The sequence below is a fragment of the Frankia sp. CoBUL1 genome (assembly GCF_978021245.1).
Genome location: NZ_CDXDOS010000048.1, coordinates 1 through 18,624, shown reverse-complemented (window position 1 = coordinate 18,624; position 18,624 = coordinate 1). Strand labels below are relative to the sequence as shown.

The following is an 18,624-nucleotide window of genomic DNA, read 5'->3' as shown; positions in this document are numbered from 1 at the left end:
CCCCTCGGCCCTACACCAGCACCTCCTCGACATCCTCGGCGTCGACCCCACCCGACCACCATGATCGACAGCCGGGCCGGTCAACGCATCGAAACCCCATGTGCGGAAGACAGGGCTAGCGGACCAGTCCCGAGTAGACCAGTCTCGAGTAGACCGACAAGGCCCGGGACTTTGTCGGCCGTCACGTCGCCCACGCGCACCGCCGTCGGGGCACGGCCCACCGAACGCACCGAGAGGGGAACGGAGACCGTCGGGTCCTGCGCCCGCAGGACGTCGGCGGCGACGTCCATGATCTCCTGAGGTGTGCGGTAGTTGACGCTGAGCCGCTCGACCGTGAACCGGTCGCCGACCGCGGGCCCCAGCAGCTCCCCCCAGGACGCCGGCGCGCCCGGCCGGGCGGTCTGGGCCAGGTCACCGACGAGGGTCGCCGTGCGTCCCGGGCAGCGCCGCCACAGCAGCCGCCACAACATCGGCGAGACCTCCTGGGCCTCGTCGACGATCAGGTGACCGAAGGTCCAGGTACGGTCCTCGCGGGCATGGTCGGCGGCACTGCGCCGCGCCCGCGGCCCGCTCCACCGCTCGGCGAGCGCCTCGGCGTCGACCTGCCCCTCGAGCCCGAGCATGTCCACCACGCCCCGGGCGTACTCGCGCTCCTCCTCGCGTTCCCGCTCGGCACGGCGGGCGGTCTCGCGGCCGGTCTCCTCGTCCGGGTCGCCGAGCAGCTCGGCGGCCTCGTCGAGCAGCGGCACATCGGCCGGAGTCCACGCCCGATCGACCCGATCGACCCGATCGACGGCCGCTGTACCCGCCGTACCCGCGCCGTCGCGCTGCACCGGGATCCGGGCGGACGCCGCGGTCGTCCGCCGGTCCTCGAGCAGGGATCGTTCCGCCGGGGTGAGCCGGCTACCCGCCGCGCGCGCCAGGGCCGCCGGATCGGCGAAGAGCTCCTCGAGGAGCCGCTGGGGGGTCAGCAGCGGCCAGAGGCCGTCGAGCACCGTACGGACCCCCTCCTCCGACCACAGGTCCCGGGTGATCTGGCCACGTTCGTCGGCGTCGAGCAGCCCGCCCGGGATCTGGTTCACCACCTGGGTGGTCAGCTCGGCCACCAGCTCGCGCAGGAAGATCCGACGGGCCGAGTTGTGCGGGCGGCGGCTGCGCCGCGCCCGGGTGCGGGCCCGCGCGACCGTGTCGCGACCGAGGCGCAGCATGCGATCGTCGTAGGGGATGAGCACCTCTCGCCGCGGCAGCCGCTGCCGGTCCCTGACGGCGGCGGCGATGACCTCGACCATCCTCGGATCACCCTTGAGCGCCGCGGTCGCGACGTCCTCGACGCCGTGCGCGTCGACCCCGGGAAAGAGCCGTCCCGGCGTGGCGAAGATCACCCCGGTCTCCCCGAGGGAGGGCAGCACCTGGTCGATGTAGCGCAGGAACACCGGACTCGGCCCCACGACCAGCACGCCGGACTGGTCGAGCCGAGCCCGGTCGTTGTAGAGCAGATAGGCGGCACGGTGCAGCGCCACCGCGGTCTTACCGGTCCCCGGTCCACCGTCGACGACGAGCACGCCGTTCGCCCGCGCCCGGATGATGCGGTCCTGCTCGGCCTGCAGAGTGACGATGATGTCGTGCATGCGCCCGGTCCTGGGCGCGGCCAGCGCCTCGAGCAGCATCGTGTCGCCGGACGCTGTCACCCCGCCGGACTTGCCCGTGGCCGTGCCGGTGCCGGTGCCGGTGGCCATGTCGACCGGCAGGCTCAACGGGTCGTCGGCGATGCCGGTGACCTCCCGGCCCTTGGTCCGCAGATGACTCCGGCGCACCAGACCATGCGGATCGGCCAGCGTCGCCCGGTAGAAGGCGGTGGCCACCGGGGCCCGCCAGTCCACCAGGATCGGTTCCTGCCCGCTGTCGGACAGGCCGATCCGGCCGATGTACGTCCGGCGCCCGTCGGCGTAGTCCATCGCGCCGAAACACAGCCGTCCTTCGGCGGCGTCGAGGCAGGCGAGCCGGTCGGCGTGGGTCGCCGCGAACACGTCCCGTTCCACGAGTGATTGGGGGGTGCCCGTGCCACTTTCCAGCAGGACCCGGCGCAGCTGCCCACGGGTGATCTCGCGGACCTCGTCCAACCGGATGTACAGCGTGTCCAGGTAGGCCTGTTCACGGGCGCGCTCGACGTCCTGCGTGGTCGGCACCGGCTCTCCCTCCCGGTCGCGGTCGGATTCTTGGATTGCGGCTTCCCGGGCTGCGAGCCGACGCCGTCAGGTGAGCCAGGAAGGGTAACAGCCCCTCCCCCGCAGATCTTCCCGACCCGCCCGGTGACCCGGCTCTGGTGACCCCACCCTGGTAATGACATGTCCACGACAACGACGGCGTGTCCACGAACGACTCCGGCGACCCCGGCGACCCCGGCGAGCCGGCCCGCGCCATCCGGCCCGGCTGCCGGAATGCCGCATCATCGCTGTTCCAGGTTACGGATGTCCGGCGACTGGATACCCCGCAATGATCCACCTGGTGCGAGGTAGCGACCCACCTGATCCGAGGTAGCGAGCGGCCCGGGCGAAGGAGCCGTTTCCGGCGGTTCCTTCGCATCCACGGTGAACGGCATCCCGGGCTGGGGCGTCCACCGAGGTGAGATGCTCCACCAGGGCGCTGTCGAAGGCCGGCAGATCGTCCGGCCTGCGGCTGCTGATCAGCGTGTTCGGCCCGGACCGGCAGATGACGACCTGCTCGTCCACGACCTCGGCCCCGGCGTTGCGCAGATCGGTACGCAGGCTCGGCCAGCTCGTGATCCGCCGTCCGCGGACCACGTCCGCCTCGATCAGGGTCCACGGAGCGTGGCAGATCGACGCCACCGGGCGGCCGGCGTCGAAGAAGTACCGGACGAACTCGACAACACCCGGCTGCCACCGCAACTCGTCCGGATTGGCGACTCCGCCGGGCAGCACCAGCGCGTCGAAGTCCGCGGGATCCGCCTCGGCGACCGTGATGTCGACCGGGAAGGTGTCCGCGGGGTCCAGATGCCGGAACGCCTGCACCCTGCCTCCCTCCGTCGACACCAGCACCGGCCTCAGGCCGGCCTGCTCGATGGCCTTCCACGGCTCGGTGAGTTCGGCCTGCTCGACGCCCTCCGGCGCCACCAGAAACGCGATCTTGCGTTGAATCCTGTCGTCGTGCGTCGTCATCGACACGTCCTCCTACCTGACTCCTGCCTGCCTGCTGCCTGCCTGCCTGCTGCCTCGCCGGTTGGGGTCGGGACCGGACTGGCGTCAGGGCCTGCTCGCCGCCTCCCGCAGGTCGGTGACGTCGTGCTCGAGACGCGCCCGCACCAGCGCGGCAACCAGCCGCGGGAAGTCCTGCCGGCCGACCAGCGCGGCGAGCCTCGCCGGGTCGGTCGGCAGCCCGAGCGCTCCGGCCGTTCTCCGGGTGCGTTCGTCGAGGTGGGGCACCAGCTCGTCCCATCCCGCCTGCGCCTCGCGCAGGAAGATGTCGGCACCGACCGGCCCGATCCCCTTGATCTTCTGTAGCAGCTCTCGCTCCCGGTCCGGGGAGTGCTCGGCGGCATCCCGCAGCCGGCGGACATCACCGTCGTAGGTGTCCATCAGGTAACGGCAGGCCGCCTCCAACGTCCGAGAGGTGCTCTCGTCGTAGCGCGCGTACCCGCTGCCGTTCAGCACCCGGGTACGGTCCTCCCAGGTCGCCTCGGCCATGGCGGCGGCGTCGGTCCAGCCGGCGTCCATCAGGGAACGGCAGGCTGCGACCGCGATCGACGTGCGGATCCGTGCGCTCGCAAGCAGGGCGAAGACGATCATCCTGAACATCGCCTCCGCGGTGTCGGCCGGCACGTCGGCGCCGATCTCGTCGGCGTAGGTCCGCCCATGCCGGGCGAGCAGTTCGGCGAGCACCGCTTCTGTGTCGGTTCCAGCCATGCAGTGGGACTACCCGCGATCCCCGCCATCACTCCGCCCCGTCCATGCCGCCCCGGCGGGGCGGTACCCACCCACCACGTCCGCGGCGGTGTCTCGGGCCCGCCACCCGACGCCTCGCTACCCGACGCCCGGCTTCCGCCTGCCTGCCGTTGGTCCGCCCCCGGCTGTTCCCCTCAGCACGTGCCCTCTACCCGGTCGGGAGGGCAGGCTGGGGGTAGACACTTGAGAGAAGGGAGGCTGAGATGCCCACCAAAGCAGCACGGTCCGCGCTGGTTCCCCTGACTCCCGACCTGGCTCGGGAGGTGGTCGCCGCATCCGCCGCGGCGCCGTCCATCCATAACACGCAGCCGTGGCGCTGGCGCCTGGAGGCAGGCCGGCTCGCCCTTCTCGCCGACAGCACCCGCCAGCTCAAGGTCGCCGATCCCGAGGGCCGGCAGATGCTGTTGAGCTGCGGAGCGGCGCTGTTCAACGCTCGGCTGGCGCTGCGGGCCCGCGGCGAGGTCCCCGTGGTGGAGCCGCTACCCGACGGCGTTGACGACTTCCGCTCCGCTCCGCTCGCCACCATCTCGGTGATCGGCCATCAGCCTACCGAGGACGACGAGCGGGCGTTGGCCGATGCCATCCCGCGGCGGCACACCGATCGCCGGCCGTTCGACGACCAGCCGTTGCCGACCGAGGTAATCAGCCGCCTGCGTGCCGCGGCCGAGGCGGAGGGCTGCTGGCTTACCGCGCCGATCGACCCGGAGCTGCGCGTCCAGGTCAGCGTCCTGCTGTCCCGGGCGGACTGGATCGAGGCGCACAACGCGGCCTACCGGGAGGAACTGGCCTCGTGGAGTCGAATGGGGTCCACGTCGGCCGACGGCATCCCGCGCAGCGCAGTCGTCCACACCGACGCCCCGCGCCAGTCCGAGTTTCCGATGCGGGACCTCGACGTGGTCGGCGAGGCGGGGACCGTGCTGGACGAGACGGATGTGGAACGGCCCGGCATCCTGATCATCGGCACCGATGCGGACACGACCGCCGACCGGCTGCGCGCCGGGCAGGCGATGCAACGTGTGCTGCTCACCGCCACCTTGCTCAGTCTCGCCTCGTCGCCGATGTCGCAGGCGATCGACGTCGAGGGCATGCGGGAGCAGTTCCGCGGCACCACCAGCGGTCTCGGGCACGTCCAGATGATCCTGCGGGCCGGCTATCCCGAGCCGGGTGCGCAACCGCTCGGCCCCACTCCCTGCCGGGACGTTGACGAGGTCCTGGAGGTCGTCGGGTCGAATGATCGGGCGTAGCACCATGGCCGGCCGTTCACGTTCAGCCGTTCACGTCCCTTCCTGACACATTTGGCGAAAGCCGCACAGATACGGGGTTGCGTGGGCCGCCAGCCGCTTTGATCGGGACCAGACCGGGTCGCCGGTGGACCGACCGGCAATCGGAGGTGCCGCGAGGTCCGCGACGGCTCGGCCGTGACTCGGGGGTTCCCGGGGACGCGACGCGGCGTTCCCGGGAGACTCCCCCGCCCGGACCTTGGCCAGCCCCGGTCAGATCCCGACCGTACCCTGGTCGGCCCCCGGCCGACGAGGTGGCAGGACATGACCGGATGACGGAGGCCACGCGGGCGCCGAATGCCTGTCACTGCGTTGACATCGAGGTGGCGGGGGCTATTGGGGCCCCGACGGCCCGGTGCCCGGTCACTCTCGCCTAAGATTTTCCCAGCGGTTGACCGTAATGGTTGATCGGGAAATTCCATGATGGATCAAGAGTCGGTGCGCGTCCACCGGCGGGCCCGCGACCTGCGCGGCGTTCCCGGGCGAGGCCGCGGTCGGCACGCGGCGGGTGGGGGTACAGGTCGATGATGTCATCGGATGCGGGTGTGGCGGCACGATCCGCCCCCCTTGGCCCGGACGACCCCCACGAGCTCGGCTCGTACACGCTGCTGGGCAAACTCGGTCAGGGTGGAATGGGCATGGTCTATCTGGGCCGCTCCGGGAAGGGCCGGCTCGTCGCCATCAAGGTGATCCGGAACGAGGCCGTCGGAAACCCCGAGTTCCGAGCCCGGTTCCGGCTGGAGGCCGAGACCGCCCGGCGAGTCGCCCGGGTCTGCACCGCCGAGGTGCTCGACGCCGATCCGGACGCCGAGTGGCCCTACCTGGTCACCGAGTTCATCGAGGGCGAGACCCTCGCCCGGTACGTCCAGCGCAACGGCCCGCTCGCCGATGCCAACCTCGAACAGCGTGGCCGCGGCGCTCACCGCCATCCACAGCGCCGGGATCGTGCACCGCGACCTCAAGCCCGCGAACGTCATCCTCTCACCGTTTGGCCCCCGGGTGATCGACTTCGGTATCGCCCGGGCGGTGGACGCCGGCAGCAACCTCACCGGCGATCTCCAGCAGCTCGGGACGCCGGCGTTCATGTCCCCGGAGCAGATCGAAAGCCGGCCGATCACCTCGGCGGTCGATATCTGGGCATGGGGTGGCCTCGTCGCCTTCGCCGCCACCGGGCACTACCCCTTCGGTGAGGCCTCGGCGCAGGTGCTGCTCTACCGCGCCCTACACGAGGAACCGCAACTCGACGACGTCGACCCGGCGCTGCGCCCGATCGTCTGGCACGCGATGCGCAAGGACCCGAGTACCCGCCCAAGCGCCCAGCAGCTCATGCTGCGCCTGCTCGGCGACCCGTCGGGCACCGGCCCGGACGCCGCCGCCGCCGTCAACCCGCAGGACGTCACGAACGTCCTGCAGGGCTGGAAGCTGCCGGTGCCCGGCCCGGGCGCCCCGGCCACAGGCAGCCCGGCCACAGGCAGCACCGGGCCCCACGGGGCCGGATTCCCCGCGACGGCAGCGGCCCCCGTCAGCAGCGGTTACACCGTCGACCAGGACGCCCCGACCCGGCTACCCGCCAGCGCCGGGGGTCCCGGGGGTCCCGGGGGTCCCGGGGACAGTGGAGCCGATGGCCCCGGCAGGCAGGGCGGCGCGGGCAGGAGCAGGAACCGCACCCCGCTGCTCGTCGGTGGGGGTGTCGTGGTCGTCGGCGCGATCCTCGCGGGAGTATTCGCCCTCAGCGCGGGTGGTGACGGCGGCTCCGGGACCGATGCGGCCAATCCGGCCACCGTCTCCGGGGCTCCGGCCACATCGGCCCAATCGGCCCAATCGACGGCCTTCACGCTGCCCAGTGCGGCCCAGCCGCTTGGCAAGGACACCCTCGTCTACGCGTCCAACCGCAACGGCAACTACGACCTGTTCACCGGGCAGGTCACGGACAACGGGCCGCTCGCGAACGACAAGCCGATCGTCACCGGTCCGGACCAGGAGATGCTGCCCGCGATCAGCAGCGATCGCAAGACGATCGTCTACTTCAAGAAGGGCAGCCCGAATACGCTGCAGGCGATCGCCGCCGATGGCTCCGGGAAACCTGTACAGCTGTTCACCTCGGGCCCGGCCGCCAAGCTGACGATCGCGGACGACGCCCGGCCCTCACTCTCCCCCGACGGCGGCTTCCTGGTCGTCCGTTCCACCACGGATCAGACCGGAACGCTGAACCCCGGCCTGTATGTGGTGAAACTGGACGGCTCGAGCGTGCGACGGCTCAACGCGAAGCCGCAGGCGACCGACCCCGCCTGGTCGCCGGATGGCGAGCGGATCGCCTACTGGTCGAACAATACCGGTGGCAACCGCGGCTTCATCGTGGTGATCCCGACCCAACCGGATGCCCAGCCGACCCCGATCACGCAGGATCAGGGTAACGGGGACTCGGACCCGGTCTGGTCCCCGGACAGCAGGAAGATCGCTTTCACCCGGGCGAAGAACGGCGATCTGGAGATCTTCGAGATGAACTCGGACGGCACCGACGCCCGGCAGCTCACCCGGGTGCACGGGGACGACCAGGACCCGGCCTACGCGCCGGACGGTCGCATCGCCTTCAGCGGGCAGCGCAATCCCACGAACCCCGATGACCGGCAGCTCTACGTTCTGAATCCGGACGATCTGAACGATGGTGACCGCAAGCTCACCACTACCGGCGGGTTCAACGGCCACGCCCGTTGGAACGCCGGCTGAGCTCCTTGCCTATCCAGCGGGATAAATCAGGCACAAAAGCCTCTGGACAGGCAAGGAAGCCGGTGAGAGGAGTCAGTTATGCACAGATCGCGGACGAGCCCGGCAGGATACTCGAACCGTGATCGACGCTGGGGACGTGACCCAGTCCTACGAGAAGGCCGTCGCACTCGCCCGCAGGCAGGCAGGCATGATCACCCGTCGACATGCCCGGCAGCTCGGGATGTCGGACCAAACGATCAGCGTTCGTAGACGCAGGCACGGCTGGACCTCCCCGGTGCGGGGCACGTTGCCCATGCCGCCCGTTCGGGACGAAATCCGGGCCCTGCCCGAGCGGCGCTGTCGATCGTCGCAGGGACGATCTGCGGACGTACCGCGGCCCGACTGCACGGCCTTCCCGCCCTCTCCCGCTGGCGGCCCGGCGAACCCGTCGATGTCGCGCTGCCCGGCGAAGGGGGACTTCGTCAGCGTCTGGCGCGATGTCACGACAGGAGCTGCGAGGACGACGGAAGTCGTCCGGATGGCACTTCTCCGATCCCGCGCGGGTGGCTCTGCCGAAGCGTGGATCCCCGCCGTCCGTCCCGGAGAAGCCGGGACGGACGGCGCCCGAGGCTCCCGACTTCCTTGCCTGCCCAGAGACTTTTGTGCCCGATTTATCCCTCTGGATAGGCAAGGGGCCTAGCGGGGTGCGCCGCTGACCGGTGCGGCGGCGGCGCGTTTGACGGTCTTCGGGTCCATCCGGCGGATCAGGAGGGAGGTGATGATCACGAGAAAGACGCCGACGACGAGACCGGCGACGATGTCGGTGAGGTACGCCGAAGCGCTGTGGTCGAAGAAGGGGTCGTCAACGACCTTCGGGTTCACCGGCTTCTGGTTGTCCGGCCGCAGCACGCCGGCCAGGGTGATGCGGTTCAGGTCACCGACCGAGGCCATCGACGCGAAGCCCCAGCGGGCCGGCGCGATGTAGCTGATCTGCTCCAGACCGGGCGTGCCCTTCACCGGCACGATACCACCGCTGAAGATGAGCTGGGCCATGGTGATCAACACCAGGAGCGGCATGGTCTTGTCCGCGTTGTCGACCATCGCCGAGATCACCAGCCCGAGCATGGCCGACGCAAGCGAGACCACGATCACGGCGATGAGCAGTTCGAGCAGGGCGTTCCCGAGCACGACACCCTTGTCCGGCGTTCGCCCGGCAAGACCGATCAACGTGAACGGGATCGCCTGGGCGACAGTGATCACGATAAGAACGAGGATCTTCGAACCGACATACGCGGTCCGGGACAGACCGATGGCTCTCTCTCTTCGATAGATCGCCCGTTCCTTGACGATCTCTCTGACCGAGTTCGCCATGCCCATGAAACAGGCACAGAGAACCATGATCAAAAGAACTGTCGGGGCATCCGAGTTCGGCGAGAACTGTTTGGCCTGTTCGGCCGTGAGATCAAAGTTCCCGCCGATGGCCCTGGGTATCAGCCCGAGCAGGAACGGGAAGGCGATGATGAGCCGCAGGTATGACTTGTCGGATGCGACGACGGCCGTTGTTCGTCGACTCAGCGTCACGAGCTGCGAGATCACCGACTGCTGCCGCAGGGACGGCAGTTCCTCGGGAGCCGGCCGGGCCGACGGAGCGGTGATCGAGGCGGGCACGTAGTAGCGCGAGTTGCGGAACTTGGCGGCCGACTCGGCCCCCGGCGTCGCCTCCAGGGTGAGGAAGACGTCCGGGTAGTCCCGCTTACCGAAGAAGGGCAGCGCGTCCTGCGGCGGACCGAAGTAGGCCACGTAGCCGCCGGGAGCGAGGACGAGGATGTAGTCGCACAGGTCGAGTTGGGCGACGCTGTGGGTGACCACGATGACCGTCCGGCCGTCGTCCGCGAGCTTGCGCAGCGACTCCATGACGTTCTTGTCCATGCCCGGGTCGAGGCCGGAGGTCGGCTCGTCGAGGTAGAGCAGGGTCGGCCGGGTCAGCAGCTCCAAGGCCACCGAGGTCCGCTTGCGCTGGCCGCCGGACAGCCGGGAGACCTGGGTGTTGGCGTGCTGGGTGAGACCCAGCTCGGCGAGCACCTCATCGACCCGGGTGCGCCGCTCCGCCTTCGTGACGTCCGGCGGGAAGCGCAGCTCGGCGCCGAATTCGAGCGCCTTGCGGACGGTGAGCGAGGTGTGCAGCAGGTCCTCCTGCGGCACGTAGCCGATCCGGCGCCGCAGTTCGTCGTACTCGGAGTAGAGGTCCCGGCCGGCGTAGCGCACGGTGCCCTTGTCCGCGGGGCGGAAGCCGGTGAGCGCGTTGAGCAGCGTCGACTTGCCCGCCCCGGACGGCCCGACGACGCCCAGCAGCGCCCGGCCGGGCAGCTTGAACGTCATGTCGTGCATGAGCTGCTTCTGACCGGCCCAGACGTTCAGGGCGTCGGCCTCGAAGCTGACGTCACCGGAGTCGATGTACTCGACGAGTTGGTCGCCCTCAAGTTGGAAGACGTGGTGACCGACGGCGATGACGTCGCCCTGGCCGACGGGCGCCCGGTTGATCCGACGACCGTTGACGAACACGCCGTTGGCGGAGTCGAGGTCGGCGATCTGCAGGCCGGACCGGCCGATGTAGAGCTCGGCGTGCCGGCGGGAGGCGAGCAGGTCGGTAATGACGATGTCATTGTCGCGGGCACGGCCGATCGACATCGTGCCCGGGCGCAGCCGATAGGTGGTTCGCCGCTCGTGCTCCTGCTCGAGGCTGGTGACGCCACTCACCCGTTCGCCCTGGCCCTGGTCGTCGTAGTCGTGCCCACGCTGGGACGGATCGGTCGGCCCCTGATGCGAGGTCCCGCGCCCACCTCGCGAGGAGCCCGTGGGCCGCGGCGGAGAGTAACCGGCGGCATTGGGCAGCATCGTCTGCATGTCGTAACCGGGGTCGTACTCCGGCTCGTCCAGCAGCCTGCGGCCTTCCGGCACCTGGGGATGGATGACGACCTCGGGCCCGGTCGGAGTGCCGAGACGAAGCCTCACCTCACCGTGCACCGGGACGGTCTCGGGCATGCGCTGCCCGTCGATCCAGGTGCCGTTGGAACTGATGTCCCGAACAACCCACCCGCTGCCGGTCTGCTCAAGGAGGAGATGGCGACGGGAGACCCGACTGTCCGCTATGACGTAGTCGGCGGTCCGGGCACGGCCGACGATGAACTGCGCCTCGGCCGGCACGGTGGCCGCACCGGCCTCGGTGACGACTCTCAGGAAGGTCGTCTGCACGTGTTTCCCCCTTCGCGACGGGACGCTGGCCGGGATGTCCCGCCGAACTCCACCTTGTCACTACGTTGTGCGGTGTCACTACACTGTGCGGTTTTACCAGGTACTGCGGTGCCACCATGGCGTGCCGGGTCACCACGTCGCGCGGCTACTCGGGCCGCCCGATCACGCCGGATGCCCGATCGTAGCGTCGAGGGATGACCTTGATCCACCCCGGGTGACGATTTACCACCAGCTGAACGGCGATCGTTGCCGTCGCGTCGACTTCCGGGCATCTCTCGGGTTCCTGCCGCCTCATGATCGGTCGATTTACCGGTTGCCCTGCTCGAAACCTTCCGAGCCGCGTCACCTTGGGTGATCAGATCGTCTCGGTGACCGTGCCCCGGAAGTGATGACGATGACGGATGCCCCCCGTCCGGCACCCTATGAGAATGACGGCCGACGGTCCCCGACAGTGGCATCTGTCGCCGACCCGACCAGCGACCGCAGGCCTCGGCGGCACCCGGGACGCACGCCACGAAAGCGGACGATCAGCCAACGGACGACCACCGAAAATCGGCTGATGAAACGCCGGGAGGTGCCGCGCGTCGAACGATCGTCGACAGGTCGACGCACTCCGGGAAGGACGTAGTCCGGGAAGAGAGGGGCCACGGGCGGCCTCGACCGGATCCGATCCGGGCCCCGACCGGGGGGAGTGCGGTCGGTACGGCTCGACCACCGCGCGCGAGGCATTCCGGACTGGCACAACTGTGGCGGAAATCATGTCAGGACTCAGGGCCGCCGCTCAGGGCTCAGGACTCAGGACGCCGGGAGCACCACGTCCTCGGCAGTCGCGGTGAGTGAGAGACCGGTCGCGTTCGTGGATGCCTCGACGATGCGGAGGTTGAATGGCAGACCGGAGATCGGGATCGGGATGGACGGCAGGAGTTCTCCGGGGACGCTGAATCCGAGGTTCACAGCTCCGGTGAGCTTCACCTCGCTCGGCACCAGGGTGAGCATGTTGTCCCGGACCTCGAACGTCGTGATCCCACCGACCTGCTGGGTACCCAGCACCGACACGTTGACGGTGCCAGTCACCTCGATCTTCTTTCCTCCGTCGACCGGCTCCACCTGCATCTGCTGCCCGGCGAGGTAGGCGTTGAGGTCGTTGTAGGTCATGCCCACAGTGGCCCGCACGCGATCGACGGGCACCTGCCCGACATTGTCGGTGATGGCATCACCGAGCGGTACGTGTACACCCTTCAGATTGGCCTTCACCGACGAGATCTTCGGACCCGGCGTCGGGATGCCCTCGATCTCTACTCCGATGTTGGTGAACTTTCCGAACAGGACCTGGGTAAGGAACGGGAATCCGCCGATGCTCACGCTCTTGACCGTCGGGACAGGATCACCCGGCTTGATGTTCTCGGCTACGCCGGCCTCGACCTGCTTGCGCATCTGATCCTTGGCTATCACCACGCTGACCCGGTCGCCCACGACGAACAGGACGAACAGGGCGACCAGCGCGATGAGCAGTTTCCGGCGCCGACGACGCGGCTTGGCGGGCACGGCGGGCGTGCCGCCGCTTGGCGCCCCGGCGAATCCCTCCGGGCCTTTACCACCCCCGCCGACGGCGCCGGGCAGCCGATCGTGGGATCCACCGCCCTCGCCTGCGGTGATGTTCCCCATCCCCATGGTCCCGGGCGCCGCGCCCAGGACCGTGGTGCCGTCGTAGCCACCCTGAGCGCCGGAGCCGGCCCACGGCTCATAACCGGCCGGCGGCTCATAACCCGTCGGCCGGTCGCCCCTCCGGGTCGGCGCGACCGGCCGCGCCGGCCGGAACGAGTCCGCAGGCGGCGGTGGTCCCACCGGGGCGCCCGGACGAGCCGGCCTGTTCTGGTTCGCGGGCCGCGTCCCATCACCGTCCGGAGGCATCCCATGGGTGCTGTCCGCAGGCTGCTGCCCGTCACCGTCACGTCCGTCGTTCACCGGTCCATCTCCTGCCATGCTGCGCCGGAGCACGCCGTCGCCCTGTCGATGTCCGCCTGGCTGTTGTCCTGTGCCTGGCCCTGCCGGATCGTCGCATGCTCCGTGCCTTCCGCACGGCCGCGGGTCCGATCTATCCGTGCGACATCGGTGTTGGATTCCCGACTTGACCGACCAGACCGGGCAAACCAGATACCATCGATCGCCGCCCGGAGCATGATCTGCCAGCCGCCACCAGCCGCCACCAGCCGCCACCAGCTCACACCTCCAGCGGGAGCTGCGCCACCGGAGTGGCCCGTCTGTCCGGTGCGAGCCGGAAAACGTCGCCGCGCGGGGCGGCGAACGCCTGCCAGAAGTGGTCCGCGACCACCCCCGGACGTAGCGGGCCCGCGGCGTCCACCCTGCCGTCGAGAACCACCGTGCGCAGCCGGACACCCCGCGCGGCCAGCATCGGCCGTACCGCATCGGCGAGGGCGGCGAGGCCTGCCTTGCCGATCGCCAGCGCGAACCGGCCGGCCACCGGCTCGGTGCGCGATCCGGCCGTGGTCAACAGGATGGTCGCGGCCGGCCGGTCCACGAGGAGGTCTGCCGCCACCTGCACCGCGGTGAGCGCGCCCGTGACGTTCACCGCAAGGGTCTGGTTCATCGTCTCGGCCTTCACCGTGAGGGCGCCGCCGCGGATGCTGAGCTTGGCGTTGTAGACGAGCACCGTCAGCCCCCCGACGTCGGCCGCCACCCGCTGGATGGCCGTGGTGAGAGCCGGCTGGTCGGTGACGTCGGCGACGGCGCCGTGCACCGCCAGGCCGTCCTCGGCGAGCTCGTCTCTCACCCGGGTCAGCGTGTCGGCAGACCGGGAGACGACCCCCAGGGCGAACCCCTCCCGGCCGAACCGGCGCAACAGGTCGGAACCGAAGCTCGCCCCCGGTCCCACGACGACGAGGCCGCGGGTCGCCGGGGCGAACTCCGGGTCCCCGGCATGGCCACGATCACGGTCGACGCCACCGCCCGGCCCGCCGGGGTGACCCGGAGCCGGCTCGCACGGTCCGGTGCTCATGGCTTCATCCTGACGGAGACGCTGTCCGGACATCCCGGGGATCGACGCTCCGCCCGGCCTGATCGGGCCGGGCGGAGCCGGTCGGCCGCTCCGAGCCGCCGCGACCCCGGTCTTCAGGGGTGGGCCCGCTGCTCCCGGGCGGCCTCGACGGCCGCCCGGGCCCGCAGCGGCGCGCAACGGTGGTAGGCCCAGCCCAGGGCCGCACCGACGATGACCACCGGAATCAGCAGGAAGAGCAGGACAACCACACAGGCGGCAATGGTCTCCACACCCTTGGTCTACCCGGGCTCCCCCGGGTCGACCCGGTACGCCCGGTAGCGCCCTCAGACGACGAGAACCCCGGGGTTGAGGATGCCGGCCGGGTCCAGCGTCCGTTTGACCGCCCGGAGCACCTCGACGCCGAGATCGCCGATCTCGGCGTCGAGCCAGGGCCGGTGCTCCGTTCCGACCGCGTGGTGGTGGGTGATCGTGCCGCCCGTGGCGACGACCGCGTCCGTGGCCGCGGCCTTGGCCGCCCGCCAGCTCCCGATCGGGTCGTCGCCCTCGCCGCAGACGACGGTGAAGTAGAGCGAAGCCCCCGTGGCGTACAGATGAGAAATGTGGCACATGACGACCGGTGCCAGGCCGGCGGCGGCCAGCGTCGTGGTGAGCGCGTCTCGGACGGCCGCGTACAGCCCGGGCAGCGCCGTCCAGAATCCCGCCGTTTCCAGGGTCTCGGCGAAGATGCCCTGGTCCAGCAGCGCGTCGCGCAGGTAGGGCGCCCGGAACCGACTCTGCTCCCAGTCCTGGCCGGCCGCCGCGCCGAGCCGCCTGGCGCCCCCGGCGAGCAGGACAGCGGCGACCGCCGCGGAACGCTGTTCCACCGCGCGATCGTCGCCTTCGTAGCCGGTCACCAGGTAGCAGCCGACGGCGCCACCCCCGCGCTCGCCGCCCGACCGGGTCGGCCGCGCGAGCCCCGCGACGGTCTCCGTCTCGTCGGACAACCGGCATACCGTCGGCCGCAGGTCGCCGGCGGCGAGTGAGCGCAGCAGCCGGGTGCCGGTCGCGAAGTCGGGCACCGACCAGGCCTCGTAGCCGCGCCGGGCCGGCAGCGGCCGGACCCGGGCGACGACCTGGGTGATCACCCCGAAGGCTCCCTCGGAGCCGAGTAGCAGCTCCCGCAGGTCCGGTCCAGCGGCCGACGCCGGGGCGCGGCCGAGCTCCCAGCCACCCACCGGCGTGGCCACCCGCAGGCCGACGACCAGTTCGTCGAACCGGCCGTAGCCCCCGGACGCCTGGCCACTGGATCTGGTCGCCGCGTAGCCACCGATGGTGGCATACTCCCAGGACTGGGGGACGTGCCCGAGTGTGAGACCGTGCTCGGCCAGCAACGCCTCGGCCCGGGGGCCCCGCAGCCCGGCGCCGAGCTCCGCGGTGCCGGAGTCGGGATCCACCCGGCCGAGCCGGTCCAGCCGGGCGAGGTCGAGGGCGACGACGGCACGGTCGCCACGCTCGGGCGGCGCAAGGCCGCCGACGACCGAGGTACCGCCCCCGAACGGCACGACCACGAGGTGCTCTCTGGTCGCGACCCGCAGCACGCCGAGCACCTCGTCATGATCGGCGGGCCGGACGACCGCGTCGGGCGCGGCGGAGGCGTCCCCGGCCCGCAGGCGCAACAGATCGGTCGTCGAGCGGCCCCGGCAGTGCCGGATGCGCGCGACATCGTCCACCCGGACCTCGCCGTCCCCAACGACCACCGCGAGCGCGGCCCGGGCCGGATCCGGCAGCCGCGACGCGGGCAGGCGTACCTCGGCGAGCGGGACGGGCGGGCGAGGACGGGCGGGAATGCCGAGCCGAGCCAGCAGAAGGCGGGTGGAATCGGGCAGTGGGTCATGCGCCTCGGCGGGGCCCCAGCCCCACCAGACAGATTCGGTCAGGAGGATCTCACGGGCTTTCTCGTGGGCCTCGTCGATGCTCGTCATCGGCGTGCGTACCGCCTGTCCGATCCGGTGGTGCCTCGGTAGAATCTCCCACGAGACAGTGGGACAGCCAACGTCACATTGTCACAAGGTCTCGTCCTACGATGACACATCCCGCGCGGCGGCGCCGCTCCCCGCGCCCGTGGCGACGGGCGGGAGGAAGGGCTGCCGGATGGCTCTCGCAGGCGAGGAGGCCGTCCTCGACGCGACCAAGGCATCCCTGCTGGCGGTCGGGGTCCGGCGGACCACCATGACCGAGGTAGCGCGCCGCGCCGGAGTGAGCCGGATGACCCTCTATCGACGCTGGCCGGACCTGCGCTCACTGGTCGGTGATGTGATGACGCGCGAGTGGACCCAGGTTGTGACGGCCGCGTCGGCCATGGCCCAAGCCGGGCCGGACGGCGGGCCTCCGGACGGCGGGCTGGCCGACGATCTCGTCGAGCACATCATCGCGACGGTGGAGGCGTTCCGCACCAACCCGCTCTATCTGCGGATCATCGAAACGGATCCCGAGCTGCTGATCCGGTACCTGATCGAGCGACGTGGCGCCACCCAACAGATGATCCTGGACCTGCTGACGAGCCAGTTCCGCACCGCCGCGGCGAACGGCGCCGTGCGGCCCGCGGACCCGTCGGCGCTGGCCCTCACGGTCCTGCTCGTCGTGCAGTCCTTCGTCCTGTCCGCCGAGGCCCTCGGCTGCGGTGTCCCCGCTGCGACCCGGACCGCCGAACTGCGCCGGCTCCTGCGCGGCTACCTCGTGCCGGAGCCGGTCAAGGAGAGCATTGGGGGATCACCATGACGGTTCTGACGCTCCCGCCGACCACGGCGACCTCGTTGAACGCCGGACGGCGGGAACGGGAGCTGGCCGCCGTCGCGGCTGGCGGCCCGGTGGACCTGCTGGTAATCGGCGGTGGGGTCACCGGGGCTGGGGTGGCCCTGGACGCCGCCTCCCGCGGCCTGTCCGTCGTCCTCGCCGAGGCGCACGACCTCGCCTTCGGCACGAGCCGATGGAGTTCCAAGCTCGTTCACGGCGGGCTGCGTTACCTGGCTACCGGAGATGTGGCGCTGGCGCGGGAGAGCGCCATCGAGCGCGACATCCTGATGCGGCACACCGCGCCCCATCTCGTGCGGGCGCTGCCCATACTCACCCCGCTGACCCCGGGAGTACCGCGGTCGAACGCCGCGTTGGTCCAGGCCGGGGTGTGGCTCGGCGACCTGCTGCGCCGCGGCGCGGGCACGCCCCGCGCGGTCCTGCCCGGCCCACGCCGGCTGACCGCCGTGGAGACGCTCGGGGTGGCTCCCGCGCTCCGGGAAGCCGGACTGCGCGGCGGGGTGCTGCACTGGGACGGCCAGCTCGTCGACGACGCCCGTCTCGTAGTCGCGCTGGCCCGGACCGCAGCCGGATTCGGCGCCCGGATCCTGACCCGGCTGCGGGTGACCGGCCTCGACGGCGGCGGCCTCGACGGCGGACCCCGCGGCCCGAGCCGGCACGGTTGTCGTGGGATCGAGGCGACCGCGGTGGACACCCTCACCGGTACCCGGATCACCCTGCGTGCGCGGACGGTGGTCAATGCCACCGGTGTGTGGGCGCCGGCCCTGGCTCCGGGGATCCGGCTGCGGCCGAGCCGCGGCACCCACCTCGTGCTGCGCTCCACCGTCCTGGCCGGGACCCGCGCGGCGCTGTCCCTGCCGATGCCGGGTGAACGGAACCGGTTCGCGCTGATGCTGCCCCAGGACGACGGCCGCGTCTACGTCGGGTTGACCGACGTGCCGGTCGAGGAGGTCGTCGACGTCCCGGTGCCCGACGAGGACGAGATCGCGCAGCTGCTGGGCATCGTCTCGAACGTGCTGGCCACCCCCATCGACCCGGCGGACCGGCTGGGCGCCTTCGCGGGCTTGCGCCCACTGCTCGACACCGCCACCGACCACACCGTCGTTCCCCACAGCGCCGCCACCCGTACCAGCGCCGCCCGCACCGCCGATCTCTCCCGACGGCACCTGGTGCGGACCGACCCGGGCGGCCTGGTCACGGTGGTCGGCGGCAAACTGACGACCTATCGACGGATGGCCGCCGACGCGGTGGACGCCGCCGTCGCGGTGGGCGACCTCGACGCCGGCCCCTGCCGTACCCGGCGGCTCGGCCTGGTCGGTGCGGCACCTCGATCGGTCCTCGCCACGGTGGCCGCGCCGCGCCGTCTGGTCGAGCGGTACGGGACGGAGGCACCGAGGGTGCTGGCCCTGGCCGACGGCGACCCCGACCTGCTGGCACCCGTCGCCGAGGGGACGCCGGTCACCGGCGCGGAGCTGCTGTTCGCGGTGCGGGACGAAGGCGCGCTCGACCCGGCGGACCTGCTGGATCGCCGGACGCGCATCGGGCTGGCTCCCGCCGACCGCCGGGCGGCCCTGGGCCCGGCCCGGCAGCTGTTCGACCATACGCTGACGCGCTAAGCTTG

At 71.0% G+C, this 18,624-nt stretch carries 11 protein-coding genes and 1 pseudogene; 4 read left to right on the top strand and 8 right to left on the bottom strand.

Annotated elements, in window-relative coordinates; genetic code table 11:
* Positions 1-80 precede the first annotated feature (80 nt).
* The 3 genes from AC08OX_RS06390 to AC08OX_RS06380 all read right to left on the bottom strand — a co-directional run bounded on the left by AC08OX_RS06390 (position 81) and on the right by AC08OX_RS06380 (position 3,920).
* Positions 81-2,186: a HelD family protein gene (locus AC08OX_RS06390; protein WP_476606965.1), complete on the bottom strand. Its 2,106-nt coding sequence runs from the start codon at positions 2,184-2,186 to the stop codon at positions 81-83.
* 276 nt (positions 2,187-2,462) lie between these two features.
* Positions 2,463-3,176 (bottom strand): type 1 glutamine amidotransferase domain-containing protein, encoded by a 714-nt coding sequence (locus AC08OX_RS06385; RefSeq protein ID WP_476606964.1) that lies wholly within the window; start codon positions 3,174-3,176, stop codon positions 2,463-2,465.
* Positions 3,177-3,260: 84 nt separating this feature from the next.
* Positions 3,261-3,920, bottom strand: coding sequence for an HhH-GDP family DNA glycosylase (locus tag AC08OX_RS06380; protein WP_476606963.1), 660 nt, complete (start codon positions 3,918-3,920; stop codon positions 3,261-3,263).
* Positions 3,921-4,162: 242 nt separating this feature from the next.
* Here AC08OX_RS06380 and AC08OX_RS06375 point away from each other — a divergent pair, with 242 nt between their 5' ends.
* Both AC08OX_RS06375 and AC08OX_RS06370 read left to right on the top strand, forming a co-directional pair.
* Complete coding sequence (locus AC08OX_RS06375) at positions 4,163-5,203, top strand: Acg family FMN-binding oxidoreductase (protein WP_476606962.1); 1,041 nt, start codon at positions 4,163-4,165, stop codon at positions 5,201-5,203.
* 560 nt (positions 5,204-5,763) lie between these two features.
* Positions 5,764-7,966 (top strand): annotated as a pseudogene (locus AC08OX_RS06370) (protein kinase domain-containing protein).
* 675 nt (positions 7,967-8,641) lie between these two features.
* Here AC08OX_RS06370 and AC08OX_RS06365 read toward each other — a convergent pair.
* The 5 genes from AC08OX_RS06365 to AC08OX_RS06345 form a co-directional block, all read right to left on the bottom strand.
* Entirely contained in the window at positions 8,642-11,197 is a 2,556-nt protein-coding gene (locus AC08OX_RS06365) for an FHA domain-containing protein (protein ID WP_476606961.1), read from the bottom strand.
* Positions 11,198-11,992: 795 nt separating this feature from the next.
* Positions 11,993-13,162 carry an LmeA family phospholipid-binding protein gene (locus AC08OX_RS06360; protein WP_476606960.1) on the bottom strand — a complete coding sequence of 390 codons (1,170 nt, stop codon included), beginning with the start codon at positions 13,160-13,162 and terminating at the stop codon, positions 11,993-11,995.
* A gap of 256 nt (positions 13,163-13,418) precedes the next feature.
* Positions 13,419-14,213 (bottom strand): SDR family NAD(P)-dependent oxidoreductase, encoded by a 795-nt coding sequence (locus AC08OX_RS06355; RefSeq protein WP_476606959.1) that lies wholly within the window; start codon positions 14,211-14,213, stop codon positions 13,419-13,421.
* 113 nt (positions 14,214-14,326) lie between these two features.
* Positions 14,327-14,482, bottom strand: a complete 156-nt coding sequence (locus AC08OX_RS06350) for a hypothetical protein (RefSeq protein ID WP_476606958.1) — start codon at positions 14,480-14,482, stop codon at positions 14,327-14,329.
* 54 nt (positions 14,483-14,536) lie between these two features.
* Positions 14,537-16,174 carry an FAD-binding oxidoreductase gene (locus AC08OX_RS06345; protein ID WP_476606957.1) on the bottom strand — a complete coding sequence of 546 codons (1,638 nt, stop codon included), beginning with the start codon at positions 16,172-16,174 and terminating at the stop codon, positions 14,537-14,539.
* A 169-nt stretch (positions 16,175-16,343) separates the two neighbouring features.
* On the opposite strand from AC08OX_RS06345, the gene AC08OX_RS06340 reads away from it, so the two are divergent.
* Both AC08OX_RS06340 and AC08OX_RS06335 read left to right on the top strand, forming a co-directional pair.
* Positions 16,344-16,970, top strand: coding sequence for a TetR/AcrR family transcriptional regulator (locus tag AC08OX_RS06340; RefSeq protein WP_476606956.1), 627 nt, complete (start codon positions 16,344-16,346; stop codon positions 16,968-16,970).
* Positions 16,967-18,619 carry a glycerol-3-phosphate dehydrogenase/oxidase gene (locus tag AC08OX_RS06335; protein ID WP_476606955.1) on the top strand — a complete coding sequence of 551 codons (1,653 nt, stop codon included), beginning with the start codon at positions 16,967-16,969 and terminating at the stop codon, positions 18,617-18,619. The genes AC08OX_RS06340 and AC08OX_RS06335 overlap by 4 nt, the downstream gene beginning before the upstream one ends.
* The last annotated feature ends 5 nt before the right edge of the window (positions 18,620-18,624 follow it).